Raw genomic sequence first — 13,510 nt, 5'->3', positions numbered from 1 at the left:
TTGGCATGAAATGCCTATACTCCGGCTTCAAGCGACATCGCTACGCGGTAGTAAACCGAGCCACATCTACCCTGGAAGTCATGATGCCTGTTTCTCCCGACCCCAAGAAAAACCATCTGCTGGCTGCCTTGCCGGATGCCGAATGGCAGCGCTGGCTGCCGCAGCTTGAGTTGGTCGAGATGCCGCTGGGCCAGGTGGTGTATGAGTCGGGCAGCACGCTTAGCCATGTGTATTTCCCCACCACGTCCATCGTGTCGCTGCTCTACGTCATGGAAAACGGCGCGTCGGCTGAAATTGCCGTGGTGGGCCATGAAGGCATCGTCGGCATTTCGCTGTTCATGGGCGGCGAGTCAACGCCCAGCCGGGCGGTGGTGCAAAGCGCCGGCCAGGGTTTCAGGCTGAAGGCGCAGGCGATCAAGGAGGAGTTCAAGCGCGCCCCGGTGCTGCACCTGCTGCTGCGCTACACCCAAGCCCTGATCACGCAAATGGCCCAGACGGCTGTGTGCAACCGCCACCATTCGCTGGACCAGCAGCTGTGCCGCTGGCTGCTGCTCAGCCTGGACCGCCTGCAGGGCAATGAACTGGTGATGACGCAGGAACTGATTGCCAACATGCTCGGCGTGCGCCGCGAAGGCGTGACCGAAGGCGCGCTCAGCTTGCAAAAAGCCGGGCTGATCAGCTATTCGCGCGGCCGCATCCGCGTGCTCGACCGGCCCGGACTCGAAAAACGCACCTGCGAATGTTATTCGGTGGTGAAGAGGGAATACGACCGGCTGCTGCCGGAAAAGCTGGCAGCCTGAACAGGAATCCGCCAGCTCTGGGTTTCACCATGCGCCACTCGAATACTGGGCATCAAACAAGCTTGAAGCCTGCTCAATGTGAAGATTTGCAAGCGTAGGGCATACTCAGCCACTCCGAATCGAACTGTATTTGTCAGCTGCGCGGCTTTGAATTTGCCCCTTCCCTGGAAGGGTCTGCAACACACCGAAAGCCCGCATGAGCGCTGCCCAAAATCACCTGATTGAACTGCTTCCAGTTGCTGACCGCAGCCGCCTCTTGGCGCTTTGCGAGCCGGTCGAGCTGGCGCTGTCCGAGGTGCTGTGCGAGCCCGGGGAACCTACCCGCCATGTTTATTTTCCGACGCAGGGCTACATTTCGCTGGTGGCGCTGACGGACGGCAGCTCAGGCGTGGAAGTGGGCATGGTGGGCCGTGAAGGCATGCTGGGTGCGCAACTGGTGCTGGGCGTGTCAACCGTGCCCCTGCATGCGCTGGTGCAGGGACCGGGCATGGCCTTGCGCATCGCCACCGCGCCCTTCAAGCGCGAACTGACGCGCAGCGCGGCCTTGCGGCGTGGCCTGAACCGCTACCTGTATGTGCTCATGGCCCAGCAGGCAAATTCTGCGGCCTGCCTGCGTTTTCACCTGATTAGCCAGCGCCTGGCGCGCTGGCTGCTGATTAGCCAAGACCGTGCCCATTCGGACAGTTTTTACCTGACGCACGAGTTTCTGGCCTACATGCTCGGCATGCGCCGCGTCGGCATCACGGCAGCGGCCAGTGCGCTGCAGCGCGACGGATTGATCGAGTACCACCGGGGCAAAATCACCGTGCTGGACCGCAGCGGACTGGAAGCCGCCGCCTGCAGCTGCTACGCCTCGAGCGAGCAGACCTACAACGACTTGCTGGGGTCAGCTGTCAAAGCCTGCGCCAGCCAAAAACCGCCAGTCTATGTGCGCTAGCTAACAGACGAATTCGCGTTAAAAAGTTACAAGTACTTTCAGGCGATCGATTCGATAGCCGCTTCCTTTGCGAGCAGGTACGGCGAAGGGCGCCGCCGCAACAACTTTCAAGCGAAGCACCATGAACCATTCGATTGGCCACCCCGCTGAAGCCGGACGTCTCCTGATCGACGGCACCAAGCACGGCGTCAGCCAGACCGGCATTGCAGCTGAAGACTGGAACCTTCTGTTTTGCGCCGTGACAGACCGGCTCAGGCAATGCGCAAACGATCTGCTCGCCGCAGGCAGCCTGCCGCAGCAAACACCCTCCATCATTTTATTTTCCAGCGAAATGCTGGAGTGCGTCGATGCCTTGGACCAACTCCATGTGGACCTCAGACTGCAACGCTCACGCCTGAATGAATGATCAAAAAATAATTGATCGAATCGTATTTTTTATACATTTTGAATTTTTGACCCTTTGCAGGACGTGGCGCTGACATTTCCCAACATGTACTTTCGCGTCCTGATCAATTTCATAATCGCGCCCTGAACGCGTAAAAGTAGCGAATTTTCGTAATTTTCCTTCGCGTCCCACGCCGACAGGAACATCAAATGAAACAACCCACAAGCCATTCCAGCCACCGTCCGTGGCTGCCGGCGCTGGCGAACTGGGTCTGCTGACGCTGGCCCCCGGCACCTATGCCTCGGCCACGTCCTACGAAAATGTGTTCTGGCAGGTCGGCTCCGCGGCCACCATCAATGCGGCCGGCGGCTTCATGAAGGGCACCATCATTGCCCGGCAGGGCGTGACCTTTTCGACCGCCGACAACGCCAAGCTCACGGTGCTTGATGGCCGCGCACTGAGCCAGATCGCTAGCGTGACCATGGTGAATACGCGCATCAACCGGGGCCTGCTGGGCAGCGGCTTTAGTTCCAGCACCATCGTCGATGACGACCGCCCCAGTTTGAAAAGTACACCTTGTCGGCCACCGAGCTGTTTGCCTTCGACAGCGCCGAGCTGCGCATGCCGCAGGCCAGGCTTGATGAAATCGCCAGCGCCGTGGGCCGCCATGCCGAGGTCAACGACATGGTCATCACCGGCTACACCGACCGCATCGGCTCTGGCACCTACAACCAGAAACTGTCCGAGCGCCGCGCTGTCGCCGTCAAGACCTATTTGGCCAGCAAGGGCGTTGATGCCGCGCGTTTGAAGGCGCAGGGCAAGGGCGAAGCCGATCCGGTCGTAAGCTGCACCGACAGACAACACCCCGCGCTGATCAGGTGCCTGGAGCCCCACCGGCGGGCAGAGGTCGAGAGCATCACCATCGAACGCCGCGCGCAATAAGACCGACCAGAACAAAGCAAGGCCGGACAGGGCCGGCAGGGAAAACATAAAGGCGCTGTCCGCGCCTTTCTTCATGGCTGTCATGAAACCAGTGCGGCAAAAACCGGCCTGCCTTCCGACAAGGCTTGAGGGCATAGCCCTACAGCCGCGCCAGGCCATTTGTAAAAAATAAGGCCATGGCGCAAGCAGTTCAAGGCAATGTCCGCCAGAACTGGCCGCACGCTGGTCAATCGCCGGGCAGCGTCCGCAAAGCCAGCGCCGGTGCGGGTTTTGCGAGTTGTAAACATTGTTATCCACAGGGTAGCGCACAGAATTCGTGGGTAATTTTCAGGCGATGGCGCTGCGCAGGCCAAAACAGGGGAACTGATTGCGAGGGTCTGAAATACAGGTTTTCAGAGGCAAAGATCTGTTTTTGCACCCTGGTGGCCGATGAACTGGTGATTTAAAAGGCACCGCCCGGCAAGCCAGTGGTGGCGCGGCTTCCAGGGCTTTTAAACAATGTTATGCACAGGGTGGCCCACAGTAATTGGGGGCAATGCGATGGGTTGAAAAAACGCCGTTTTCGGTGTCCTCAATGCGTGGCTGGAATCTGCATTGCGCCTGGGCTGCCTGGACTGGCCGGCATCCCGGGTATTTTTGGCCGCAAAGGCCACAAAGGGATAAAGGCTTACCCTTAGGCCACAGGCAACATTTCAAAGGGGCACTTCATGAACTGGTTTAAAAAAATTCCGCATCAGTACCGCGCCGCCAGCGGCCTGGAATGGCGGCTGTGGCGCAAGCTGCCGCTGATTGCCTTGGCCGGCACGGTGCTGCCCCTGCTGTGCCTTGCGCTGGTGCACCTGCTGGGCGATCCGGCGCCTGACGCCACCGAGGCGCGCTGGATCCAGATGATGGACTATGTGGTCGGCGGCGTGATCATCTTTCATTGGTCCATGGTCCTGACCATCGGCATTGGCTGCTTCATCGTGATGGTGATGAAGGGCCCCGGCTATGTGGCAGACGGCTACCGGGTGTCGCACAGCGACCAGCCGCGCGCCGCGCACGAAACCGCCGAAGAGGCATTGACCTACCGCCTGCCCGAAGCCTGAGGCCGGCGTCCCGGACCGGTCGCGCTGGTCTGCGCCGGAGCATGGCGCCACTTGACAAGCCTCAATCCAAGCGCATTGACTGCATGGATTTGCCTCACCGGCTTGCAAAACCCCTTGAATTTTTTCAGGCCGCCAATATCGTGATGTTGTCAGGGCTGGCTGGCACCCGTGCTGGCCAGAAAGCATGTCTGGCGCATCGCCCGATGCGCCAGCGGGCAACAGGACCTGCGCTGTTGACCCAAGATGTTTTTCACCAACGCAAAGCAAGGAGAGACACCTCATGAATGGAACACTGAACCTTTACGGCGACCTGTTTGCCGAACTCAACCGCCTGCAGGAAAGCTTCGAGCAGGCTTTCAGGCCCGAAGGCGCTGGCAGCATCCGTGCACTGCCGCGCCACACCTTCCCGGTCATCAATGTCGGCAGCACGGCCGATGCTATTGAAGTGCTGGCGCTGGCGCCTGGCGTGGACCCGGCCGAGCTGCAGATCACGGTGGACAAAGGGCTGCTGGTGATTGCCGGCGAACGCAAGAGTGACGGCCCGGCCCAGAACGAGCGCACCACCGTCTATGCGCAAGAGCGCTTCAAGGGAAGTTTTCGCCGCGTGATTTCGCTGCCCGACGATGCCGACCCGAGCCGCATCAGCGCTACCTGCCGGGACGGCATGCTGCGCGTGACCGTGCCGCGCCGCGAAGCATCCAAGCCCCGCCAGATCAGCGTCAACTGAGCGCCTGCAACCCATTTGTTTGATCAAGGAGGAATCCCATGAGCAATAGCAACCAGCAAAACCAGCAGACAGGCCAGCCCGCCAGCCAGGCTTCCCAGCAGCCTGGACAGACGCAAACGCAAGGTATCCAGTCGAGCCAGGACAGCCGCTTGGGCGCTGGCCAGCAAAACGCCGTGAATGCGCAGGACCAGGGCCCGGGCAAGGGAAGCCGCGAGGTTTCGTCCGCCGACCCTTCAAGCCGGCAGGCAAAGCCGTCGCAGGGCGGCAGCGTTTTGCTCCCGCCTGTCGATATTTTTGAAGATGAGAGCGGCTTTACCCTGATCGCCGACATGCCCGGCGTCGCCAAGGAGCAGCTGGTGGTCCGGGTAACCGGCGACAACCTGTTGATCGAAGGCGCCGCGACCGTTCCGGCGACCGGCAACATGGAACTGGTGTACGGCGAAATCCAGTCGCCGCAGTACCGGCGCAGCTTCACGCTGAGCCGCGAGCTGGATCCCGGCAAGATCGAGGCCAAGCTCGCCAACGGCGTGCTCAACCTGCGCATCCCCAAGGCCGAGGACGCCCGGCCGCGCCGCATCGACGTCAGCGTCGGCTGACGCCTGTCCATCTCGCCAGGCCCGGCTGCGCCTGCGCTGCGTTAGCCGGGCCTGGCTGGCCGGCTGCGATGCGTCTGGTGGAAACGGCAGGAAGTTTATCAAAACTGATAGCTGCTCATGACCTGCCAGTAAGCGCGAACAGCAGTTTTTACATAAAATCCAGGCCAATCGTCCGCGTGACATGCGCCGTTGGCGTATTTGCGCCGGATGAATGCGCTGCAGCGTCAGCCGCCCGGCTGGTCAATTTTCAGGCACTGCCCGGCAGGCCAATGGCGGCGCGGCTTTCGGGGCTTGTGAACATTGTTATCCACAGCTTCGCCCACAGAAAAGGCGGACAAGCCTGCGCGGCGTTGATGCCTGCCGTTTGTCATTGCGGGCTTGACCCGCAATCCATAGCGCCGCCATCAACGCAAGAATTGAAAACGGCTGGCGTTCATGGTCGGTTTAACCATGCGCCGATGGATCCCGGGTCAAGCCCGGGATGACAGGCTTGGTTGTTGCGAAGGGCAGGCCGCCGCGAGGCGACAATTCGCCCATCATGAAAACCATTCTTCCCCTGCAACTCCTGTTCGCCCCCGACCTCAACGACCCGCAGCCACTGGTCATCTACCACGGCCGCAAATGCCCCGATGGCTTTGGCTCGGCCCTGGCGGCTTGGCTTTTCTATGCGGGAAAAGCCGAATTCCTGCCGCTCGACCACGGCGACATCAAGTCGGTCGATGACCTTCCCGCGCTGTCAGGCCGCGCCGTGTACATCCTCGACTTCTCGTTTTCGGCCGACATTTTGCGCGGCATCGAGGAGCGTGCCGCCAAGCTCGTCATGCTCGACCACCACAAGAGCGCCGCCGAAAAGCTGACCGGCTTTGCCTGCCGCTGCGGCGTGGTGCATTTCGACATGGACAAGTCCGGCGCCCGGCTGGCTTGGGAGTTTTTCCATCCCGACAAGCCAGTGCCCGACCTGGTGCGCTTTATCGAAGACCGCGATATCTGGGCCTGGCAGTATCCCGAGAGCGCCGGCTTTCTGGCTGCGCTCGACATGGAGCCGCTCGACTTTGCCCGCTGGGCCGAGATTGCCCAGTTCAGCCCCGCGCAAACCGCCGACTTCATGGCGCGCGGCGTCGCCATGGACGAGAAATTCAAAAAGCTCGTCACCGACATGGTTGACTCTGCCCAGCCCATCGTCTTCAACGGCCAAAGCGGCTTGATGGTCAACGTGCCCGGTGTGTTCCACAGCCTGCTGGGCAACCTGCTGTCCGAAAAAAGCGGCAGCTTCGCGCTGATGTGGCATGTGGGGAAAAGCGGCGGCGTCAAGGTTGGCCTGCGCTCGCAACGCGGCTTTGACTGCATCGCGCTGGCCGAAAGCATGGGCGGCGGCGGCCACGCGCAGGCCTGCGGCTTCAAGATGGGGATTGAGCGCCTGCTTGAACTGCTGAGCGGCGTGTTTGTCGCTGCGCCCGCGCCTTTAGCCGCGCAGGAAGCCGACAGCGTTCAAACCGGCAGCGTCTCGCCCCAGTAATGAAAGGTGAACGGGCGCGGGCCGGGCAGGTAGCGCGTGTGCAGATGGGCCACGCTGAAACCGCTTTCGACAAGCAGCGCTGCAATGTCGCGCCCCAGGTGGCAGCCGCCGGCCACCTTTCCCCATAGCGGCTGCAGCCGGTCCTGCCAGCGCCGCACGCCTTCATCGGGCGCCCGGCCGTGTTCGCAAAACAGCAACTGCCCGCCGGGCGCCAGCACGCGGCGCATCTCGCGCAGCGCCGCCAGCGGGTCGGGAATGGTGCACAGCGTGTAGGTGATCAGCACCGTGTCAAAGCTGGCGTCGGGCCGGGGAATCTGTTCTGCCGAGAGGCCCACCAGTTCCACCTCCAGCCCGGCCTCTTCGATGCGCTCGCGCGCCCGTGGATGCAGTTGCAGGGCCGGGTCCAGCCCGGTGATGCGGGTCACGCGGGTCCGGTCGTACCACGGCATGTTCAGCCCGGTGCCAATGCCCACTTCCAGCACCCGGCCGCGCGCCAGCGGAACAATCAACTGGCGCTGGCGGCTCACCATGGGCAGACCGCAGGCAAAGTCCAGTGCGGGGGGCAGGATGTAGCGGTCGTACCAGGAGGGGGTCATGGCAGTCGGGCTTGCAACGCATCAGCCACCGCTTGCGTCGCTGCAATCAGGTCTGTGACCAGCCGCTCATCCACTTCAAGCAAGCCCTCGTATTCACCCAGGTTTCGCGTGTTGTGGCACTTGTCCAGCACACGCCACACTTCGGCACCCAGGCCCAGCGTGTGCGGCAGCACCTGGAACACGATGTAGCGGTTGCCGGAGCGCCAGCCCATGCGCCGCAGCGCCGCCAGGCTCAGCGAATGGGCGGCGTTGTAGGCCAGGTCAAACCGGCTTTCGAGCGCCAGCGTGGCGTTGCGTGCATCCTTGAGCCGGGCCAGGCCGCTGCGCAACAAGCCCGCCAATTCCTGGGCGTCCGGCGCCTCCGCCTTCAGGGGTTTTCCGGGGCCGCTCAGGTTCTCAAGCGGGTTGGGCATGGAGTTTCTCCTCGGTTCCGATTAACCAGATTTTGGGTTGCTGCAGCACGCGCGTGACAAACGCATTGTCTTGCCTGATGCGCCTGGCCAGCTCGACGGGGTCATAAAGCGTCGGGTTGATGGTGCGGCCCAGCGTGGCAGCGGCGCTTTCCAGGGCGCCGTACACGTCGGCATAACCGAGGCTGGGGCTGACGATCATCAGATCAATGTCGCTGGACGCCGTGTCCTGCTGTTTCGCCACCGAGCCATACACAAAGGCTGCCTCGATTTGCAGTGCCAGCGGCGCCAGGGCCACGCGCAGCACATCGGCCAGGCCCATGGTCTTGAGAACCAGGCCGCGTAACTCGGCAAACACCGGCGCCGCCGCGTTGGCCTGAAAGTGCTTCTGGTTGCCCTGTTTGCTGACCGTGAGCAGGCCCGCTTCAGCCAGGGCCGCCAGTTCGCGCTGCACGGCCCCGGTGCCCGACTGCGCAAGCGCAATCACTTCATTGGCGTAAAAGCTCTGGTCTGGCTTGCCAAAAAGCACCGCCAGCACACGCTGCCGCACCTTGGGAAACAAGGCGTCGGCCAGGCTGGAGGCGGCAGGGGAACTGGTTTGTATCGTACCCATATTGGGTTGCATCATACCTATATTGGGGTTTCTGCGACAAGCCTGCAGGCATTTGCACCATCCGGCTTCTGGCCATGGAGCGGCCCTTGACTTTCCCTGTTTTCCTCCTTCCCGCCTTTGGGGGAAGGCTGGGATGGGGCCAGCGGTGGTTGACCGCCAGCCGTCCGCCTTGCAGGGCGCGAGGGGGGCCATGCCGGCTGCCGGGGTTGATCGCGGCGACAGGCCGGATTCGGGCAGGCCCCCATCCCAACCTTCCCCCAGCGGGGGAAGGAGGAAAACGGGCGCGGGGCCGGGCGGCATGGCAGGTCAGCTGAGTTCGCCCTGAACGGCTTTCGTCCGGCGCCTGGGTTTGGCCTTTTCGGCGGGCAGCAGGCTGGTGTACTGCTGGTACAGCTCGAACAGATAGGCCACGCGTTCGGCGTCGTTCTTGTAGCTTTTCCTGCCGCCGCCGAGTTCATACGCCTTGTCCACCGCCGCGTCGAGCTTCTGGTGCGCCTTGACGAGCGCGGGCGGCATGGACAGCGGGTCGTACAGGTCGGCCAGCGACGAATCGGGGAACTGGGCGCGCGCGTCGAGCACGGCTTGTGCTGCGGTTTCGATAGCGGCTTGCGCCCGTCCAGTATGCGCTGGAGGCTGATTTGATGATAAATCGGGCCAGGGGAAGTTGTTGTAGACGATGCTGGCTGAATAGCGATAGTCGCTTTTCAGGCGTCCGCAGGTGGTTCGCACCCAGGCGTTGTGCATGGTGCTGGAGAGAATGCCGAAGTGATACAGCGTTGCATTGGGCGCAAGCTTGACCAGATTGCTACACAACGTGGAGGGTTGTTCAAAGCCGAACGGAATGAATTGCCGACGTTCGGATGAGACTTCAGGTAATACCAAATACGGGTTTTTAGGCATGTTCTCAACGTGAAACCGCGTTGGCGTAGCGGCCAGTTTTTGTGTGGGCGGACTCTTGCTGGCCAATCGAGATGCCTTGACAGCTTGGACCCGTTTTAGGGCTTCAGGCATAGCGCGCAATTCGACAGGTGAGCAGTCGCCCAGCCACAGACACCAGCGCTCGTATCCGTTAAGGAATTCGTCGGCTCCCAGCCAACGGCGAAACCACTTTTGGCTGGCAGGCTCCAGCGCGATGAAGTCCTGTTTTTCATTTGTCGTGAACAGGTAATTGCCGTCGTCAATCGGCTTGTTGCCAATGCCAATTTCAGGTGCTTCGCAAATGGGTGTTGACCGTCGCGGCAGCGTCACGTCGGTTGCATCGACCAAATAAGGATTGATGTTGTGAGCCGGGACGGCGTGCGGTTCGCCTTTGATGTCCTCGTACTCGTAAATCACCTTGCCGGGCCGGTCTTCCAGACCAAAGCCCACGATCACGCAATGCACGGCGGCCTTGCCTTTGGCTTCGTTGGTCCAGCTGAAAGTGCGGTGGGCAAAGTGAGTATGAATGCCCTGTGCCAGCAGCCAGCCCCACAGCACGCCGACCTGCTCGCCTTGGGTGACGCTATTGGTTGAGACGAATGCACAGCGGCCATATGCAGGTTCGATGCCGGCCCCGGGCACCTTGATGTAGCGCGCAGCCTTGACATACCACGCCGCCACAAAATCAAGCAGGCCCGCATTGCCGATGCCGGAAAACACGGCACGGGTGTCTTCACGCTGCGCATCGTCCATGAACTTGGCGCCCACAAAAGGCGGATTCCCCAACACAAAGCTGCAGCGCTCCGCCGGCAGCACCTCGTTCCAGTCCAGCCGCAGCGCATTGCCATGCACGATGTGCGGCGTGGTGCGCAGCGGGATGCGGGCGAAGTAGAGGCCAAACTCCTCGCTGACGCGCAAATTCATCTGGTGGTCCATCAGCCACAGCGCGACCTGCGCGATCTGGGCCGGGAATTCCTCGATTTCAATGCCGTAGAACTGATCGACGTTGATGCCGATGAGCTGGTGCACGTCCACGCTGAGCTGGCCCGACGAATGGGACGCGCGCAGCACTTCGAGTTCGAGCAGGCGCAGCTCGCGGTAGCTAATGACCAGGAAATTTCCGCAGCCGCAGGCCGGGTCAAAAAACGTCAGCAGCCGCAGCTTTTTATGAAATTCAAACAGCCGGTTCTTGTTGCTTTTGACCCGCCCAAACTCGCCCCACAGCTCGTCCAGAAACAGCGGCTTGATGAGCTTGAGGATGTTTTCCTCTGATGTGTAGTGCGCGCCCAGGTTGCGGCGCGCCTTGTCGTCCATGATGCTCTGGAACAGGCTGCCGAAAATGGCCGGGCTAATGGCCGACCAGTCGAGCGCGCAGGCGTCGAGCAGGGCCTCGCGCATGGCAGGACTGAAGTCGGCCATGGGCAGGTTTTCATCGAACAGCTTGCCGTTCACATACGGAAAAGCGGCCACCTGTTCATCAAGCGCCTGGCTGCGCCTGGCTTCGGCGGTGTTCAGGATCTGGAACAGCTGCGCCAGCCGTGAACCCAGGTCAGACCCATCGGCGGCGGTGCGCTCTTCAATGAAGGCGCGAAACGCCTGCGCCGGCTGAAAAATGCCGGTGTCGTCGGCAAACAGGCAAAACAGCAGCCGCACCAGCAGCACCTCAAGCGGGTGGCCGGTGTAGTTGCTGGCTTTGAGCGCATCGTGCAGCCGCCCCATGCGCTCGGCGGCCTTGATGTTGACGGGGTCTTGGGGCTTGATTTCAAGCGTCTTGTAGCCGGCCACAAAACCAAACACCTTGATGTGCTTGTGCAGGTCTTTCAGCGCGAATTCGATGGTTTCGCCGGTGGTGAGCCGGTGCACCCGAAAGCGCGCGAAGTCGCAGACGATGACGATCTGCGGCAGGTCGCGCTCGGCCAGGCCGGGAAAGTAAGACAGCGCCTGCTCAAGCGCCGCGTCCAGATTCTTGCCACGCGACTTTTGCTCCACCAGCAGCATGCCGGGCCAGAACAGATCGACAAAACCGTCTGTTTTGGCCTTGGCGCCGGGCAGCTTTTTGACGGCATGCTCGAACGTGGCGACACGCTTGTTGGTGATGCCGAAAATTTCAAAAAAATCAATCCAGAAGGGCTTGCCCTGGCTGTCTTCATGGGCCGCGTCGGCCCAGGTGCGGCTGAAGGTGAGGGCGCGGGATTTGATTTCGTTCCAGGAAAGGGGCATGGCGGTGGCGGTCTTTGAGTGAGCTGGGGGCTGGACGAGTGTAGGTCTGGCGCATTGGACAACTCCTGCCGTTTGGCCTGCAAGAAACAAAAAAAGGCGCGACAGAAACCTGTCGCGCCTTGGAAGGCAGCCTGCGCCGCCATCAACTGGCCGCTGCGCGGGCTGCAAACTCCTCTTTTCCTTGTTCAATGGCCCGAGTTGGCGCTCGTCTTTTCAGAGGTGTGGAAGACCTCTGGATTCTCAGGGCCGACCACATGCAGGAAGCCAACCAGGCCTTTTTCAAGCCTTGACAGGGCATGGTCCACCAGGATGTAGCGTCCGGGCACTTCCACCTTGAACTCGACCATGGACGCGCCACCGGGCGGTACCGAGATGGTTTGCACGTTCCTGTTGGGTGGCGAGGTCAGGTCGGCCATGTTGAACACCCGGTCGAACACTTCGCCGATCACATGGAAACTCGACGTGGCGTTGGGGCCGCCGACACCAAAAAAGATGCGCACGGTTTCGCCGACTTTCGCTTCCATGCGGTGCGTCTTGGTCAAGGCGCCCATGGCGCCGTTGAACGTCATGTGCTCGGGCTGCTCTTTCAGCAGCTTTTCGAGCGAGAACTCGTTTTCGCCGAGCGTACCGTGTGGCTGGCTGGTGTACAGCTCGCCCTGCATCACATAGAACTCGCGGTCCACCTTGGGCAGTCCGCCTTCGGGCTCGACCAGGATCATGCCGTACATGCCGTTGGAAATGTGCTGAGCCACCATGGGCGTGGCGCAGTGGTACACGAACAGGCCGGGGTTGATCGCCTTGAAGGTGAAGCTCTTGCTGGTGCCGGGCGCCGCCTGCGTCACGGCCGCGCCGCCGCCAGGGCCGGTGACCGCATGAAAGTCCACCGAATGGATCATCTTGCTGTCGGCGGCATTGGCCATGTTGACGGTCACGGTGTCGCCTTGGCGCACGCGGATGAACGGTCCTGGCACCTTGTTGTTGAAGGTCCAGTATTTGTAGGTGGTGCCGTCGTCCAGCTGGCCCAGCACTTCGGTGGTGTCCAGGTTCACCGTCACGCTTTGCGGGCCACGGGCGCCGACCGGCTGCGAGACGTCCATCGGGTTGCGTGAAACGTCCGCACCGAGCGCCTTGGGTTTGGCAGCGCCATCGCCGACCATGATTTGCCCCATCATGCCGGCTTGCACATGGCCGGGCAGGGTGCAGATGTACTTGAATTCGCCCTTCTTGTCGGCCTTGAACACAATCGTGGTGCTGGCGCCCTTGGTGTTGAGCTGGTTTGACGAAGCTTTGAAGTCCGGCACGCTGATGTCGTGCGTCGCGCCGTCGCCGTTGACCAGGTTGATCTGCACGATGGCGCCTTCGGGTACGGCGAGCTGCGGGTTGACCTTGCCCTTGATGGCGCCGGCTTCGCCGATGAACACCAGCTTGCCGTCGGCAATGTCGGTGCGCAGGGTAAAGGTCACGTCAGGTATGGCCTTGACGCCCGTGTCGTGCTGGCCATGGGGTGTGGCGGCGTAGCTTGACGCCAGTCCGACAACACCGATGACTGCGCTTGCTACTGCTTTACGAATAAAACCGGCTTTCATTTTTCTGACCTTAAACATGTTTTAACTTCATGTCTGGCGTGGAATTCGCGCCAGGTTTTTTTGCGGTCCACCGTACTGTCGCCGTTTAGGCGAGTGAATCGGCGGTTATCTGCGGCAGGCTCTTTTGGCCTGCTCGGAAATAATGTACATATTTAATACATGTTTTAATTTGACAT

The 13,510-nt window shown here is 61.3% G+C and carries 15 protein-coding genes and 1 pseudogene; 11 read left to right on the top strand and 5 right to left on the bottom strand.

Annotated features, from left to right (window positions below):
* Positions 1–83 precede the first annotated feature (83 nt).
* The 11 genes and pseudogenes from ACP7AD_RS03510 to ACP7AD_RS03460 all read left to right on the top strand — a co-directional run bounded on the left by ACP7AD_RS03510 (position 84) and on the right by ACP7AD_RS03460 (position 6,991).
* The gene (locus tag ACP7AD_RS03510; RefSeq protein WP_426144874.1) at positions 84–800 is read left to right on the top strand and encodes a Crp/Fnr family transcriptional regulator; all 717 of its coding nucleotides are present in this window, start codon (positions 84–86) and stop codon (positions 798–800) included.
* Positions 801–996: 196 nt separating this feature from the next.
* A complete protein-coding gene (locus tag ACP7AD_RS03505) occupies positions 997–1,737 on the top strand; it encodes a Crp/Fnr family transcriptional regulator (RefSeq protein ID WP_426144497.1) in 741 nt (246 codons plus the stop codon).
* Between the two features lie 121 nt (positions 1,738–1,858).
* A complete protein-coding gene (locus tag ACP7AD_RS03500) occupies positions 1,859–2,143 on the top strand; it encodes a hypothetical protein (RefSeq protein WP_426144498.1) in 285 nt (94 codons plus the stop codon).
* Positions 2,144–2,366: 223 nt separating this feature from the next.
* Positions 2,367–2,564, top strand: a pseudogene (locus ACP7AD_RS03495) (ice-binding family protein); the annotation flags it as partial.
* A gap of 134 nt (positions 2,565–2,698) precedes the next feature.
* Positions 2,699–3,064: an OmpA family protein gene (locus tag ACP7AD_RS03490; protein WP_426144499.1), complete on the top strand. Its 366-nt coding sequence runs from the start codon at positions 2,699–2,701 to the stop codon at positions 3,062–3,064.
* 707 nt (positions 3,065–3,771) lie between these two features.
* A complete protein-coding gene (locus ACP7AD_RS03485; RefSeq protein WP_426144500.1) occupies positions 3,772–4,152 on the top strand; it encodes a hypothetical protein in 381 nt (126 codons plus the stop codon).
* A gap of 41 nt (positions 4,153–4,193) precedes the next feature.
* Positions 4,194–4,436 carry a hypothetical protein gene (locus ACP7AD_RS03480; protein WP_426144501.1) on the top strand — a complete coding sequence of 81 codons (243 nt, stop codon included), beginning with the start codon at positions 4,194–4,196 and terminating at the stop codon, positions 4,434–4,436.
* On the top strand, positions 4,433–4,879 hold the full coding sequence (locus tag ACP7AD_RS03475; protein WP_426144502.1) for an Hsp20/alpha crystallin family protein: 447 nt from the start codon (positions 4,433–4,435) through the stop codon (positions 4,877–4,879). Before ACP7AD_RS03480 ends, ACP7AD_RS03475 begins: the two co-directional genes overlap by 4 nt.
* Positions 4,880–4,917: 38 nt before the next feature.
* On the top strand, positions 4,918–5,475 hold the full coding sequence (locus tag ACP7AD_RS03470; RefSeq protein ID WP_426144503.1) for an Hsp20/alpha crystallin family protein: 558 nt from the start codon (positions 4,918–4,920) through the stop codon (positions 5,473–5,475).
* A 68-nt stretch (positions 5,476–5,543) separates the two neighbouring features.
* A complete protein-coding gene (locus ACP7AD_RS03465; protein ID WP_426165985.1) occupies positions 5,544–5,960 on the top strand; it encodes a hypothetical protein in 417 nt (138 codons plus the stop codon).
* A gap of 53 nt (positions 5,961–6,013) precedes the next feature.
* Positions 6,014–6,991, top strand: coding sequence for a DHH family phosphoesterase (locus tag ACP7AD_RS03460; protein ID WP_426144504.1), 978 nt, complete (start codon positions 6,014–6,016; stop codon positions 6,989–6,991).
* Here the strand turns inward: ACP7AD_RS03460 and ACP7AD_RS03455 are convergent.
* The 5 genes from ACP7AD_RS03455 to nirK form a co-directional block, all read right to left on the bottom strand.
* Entirely contained in the window at positions 6,964–7,587 is a 624-nt protein-coding gene (locus ACP7AD_RS03455) for a class I SAM-dependent methyltransferase (RefSeq protein WP_426144505.1), read from the bottom strand. The genes ACP7AD_RS03460 and ACP7AD_RS03455 overlap by 28 nt on opposite strands.
* Complete coding sequence (locus ACP7AD_RS03450; RefSeq protein WP_426144506.1) at positions 7,584–8,000, bottom strand: hypothetical protein; 417 nt, start codon at positions 7,998–8,000, stop codon at positions 7,584–7,586. Before ACP7AD_RS03450 ends, ACP7AD_RS03455 begins: the two co-directional genes overlap by 4 nt.
* Positions 7,984–8,610: a nucleotidyltransferase domain-containing protein gene (locus tag ACP7AD_RS03445; RefSeq protein WP_426144507.1), complete on the bottom strand. Its 627-nt coding sequence runs from the start codon at positions 8,608–8,610 to the stop codon at positions 7,984–7,986. Before ACP7AD_RS03445 ends, ACP7AD_RS03450 begins: the two co-directional genes overlap by 17 nt.
* A gap of 306 nt (positions 8,611–8,916) precedes the next feature.
* Complete coding sequence (locus ACP7AD_RS03440; protein ID WP_426144508.1) at positions 8,917–11,748, bottom strand: class I SAM-dependent DNA methyltransferase; 2,832 nt, start codon at positions 11,746–11,748, stop codon at positions 8,917–8,919.
* A gap of 185 nt (positions 11,749–11,933) precedes the next feature.
* Positions 11,934–13,334: a copper-containing nitrite reductase gene (nirK, locus tag ACP7AD_RS03435; RefSeq protein ID WP_426144509.1), complete on the bottom strand. Its 1,401-nt coding sequence runs from the start codon at positions 13,332–13,334 to the stop codon at positions 11,934–11,936.
* Positions 13,335–13,510 lie beyond the last annotated feature (176 nt).

It is taken from the genome of Polaromonas sp. DSP2-3-2b2, assembly GCF_049895905.1.
Classification (GTDB): Bacteria; Pseudomonadota; Gammaproteobacteria; order Burkholderiales; family Burkholderiaceae_C; genus Polaromonas.
The sequence above is the reverse complement of the archived record's forward strand: the minus strand, read 5'-3'. Positions and strand labels throughout refer to the sequence as shown.

Excerpts from the sequence above, each read along its gene's own strand:
- nirK (WP_426144509.1), bottom strand. The coding sequence starts at position 13,334 with ATGAAAGCCGGTTTTATTCGTAAAGCAGTAGCAAGCGCAGTCATCGGT.
- ACP7AD_RS03460 (WP_426144504.1), top strand. The coding sequence starts at position 6,014 with ATGAAAACCATTCTTCCCCTGCAACTCCTGTTCGCCCCCGACCTCAAC.
- ACP7AD_RS03480 (WP_426144501.1), top strand. The coding sequence starts at position 4,194 with ATGGCGCCACTTGACAAGCCTCAATCCAAGCGCATTGACTGCATGGAT.
- ACP7AD_RS03475 (WP_426144502.1), top strand. The coding sequence starts at position 4,433 with ATGAATGGAACACTGAACCTTTACGGCGACCTGTTTGCCGAACTCAAC.
- ACP7AD_RS03440 (WP_426144508.1), bottom strand. The coding sequence starts at position 11,748 with ATGCCCCTTTCCTGGAACGAAATCAAATCCCGCGCCCTCACCTTCAGC.
- ACP7AD_RS03455 (WP_426144505.1), bottom strand. The coding sequence starts at position 7,587 with ATGACCCCCTCCTGGTACGACCGCTACATCCTGCCCCCCGCACTGGAC.
- ACP7AD_RS03445 (WP_426144507.1), bottom strand. The coding sequence starts at position 8,610 with ATGGGTACGATACAAACCAGTTCCCCTGCCGCCTCCAGCCTGGCCGAC.
- ACP7AD_RS03505 (WP_426144497.1), top strand. The coding sequence starts at position 997 with ATGAGCGCTGCCCAAAATCACCTGATTGAACTGCTTCCAGTTGCTGAC.
- ACP7AD_RS03485 (WP_426144500.1), top strand. The coding sequence starts at position 3,772 with ATGAACTGGTTTAAAAAAATTCCGCATCAGTACCGCGCCGCCAGCGGC.
- ACP7AD_RS03470 (WP_426144503.1), top strand. The coding sequence starts at position 4,918 with ATGAGCAATAGCAACCAGCAAAACCAGCAGACAGGCCAGCCCGCCAGC.
- ACP7AD_RS03500 (WP_426144498.1), top strand. The coding sequence starts at position 1,859 with ATGAACCATTCGATTGGCCACCCCGCTGAAGCCGGACGTCTCCTGATC.
- ACP7AD_RS03450 (WP_426144506.1), bottom strand. The coding sequence starts at position 8,000 with ATGCCCAACCCGCTTGAGAACCTGAGCGGCCCCGGAAAACCCCTGAAG.
- ACP7AD_RS03510 (WP_426144874.1), top strand. The coding sequence starts at position 84 with ATGCCTGTTTCTCCCGACCCCAAGAAAAACCATCTGCTGGCTGCCTTG.
- ACP7AD_RS03465 (WP_426165985.1), top strand. The coding sequence starts at position 5,544 with ATGCGTCTGGTGGAAACGGCAGGAAGTTTATCAAAACTGATAGCTGCT.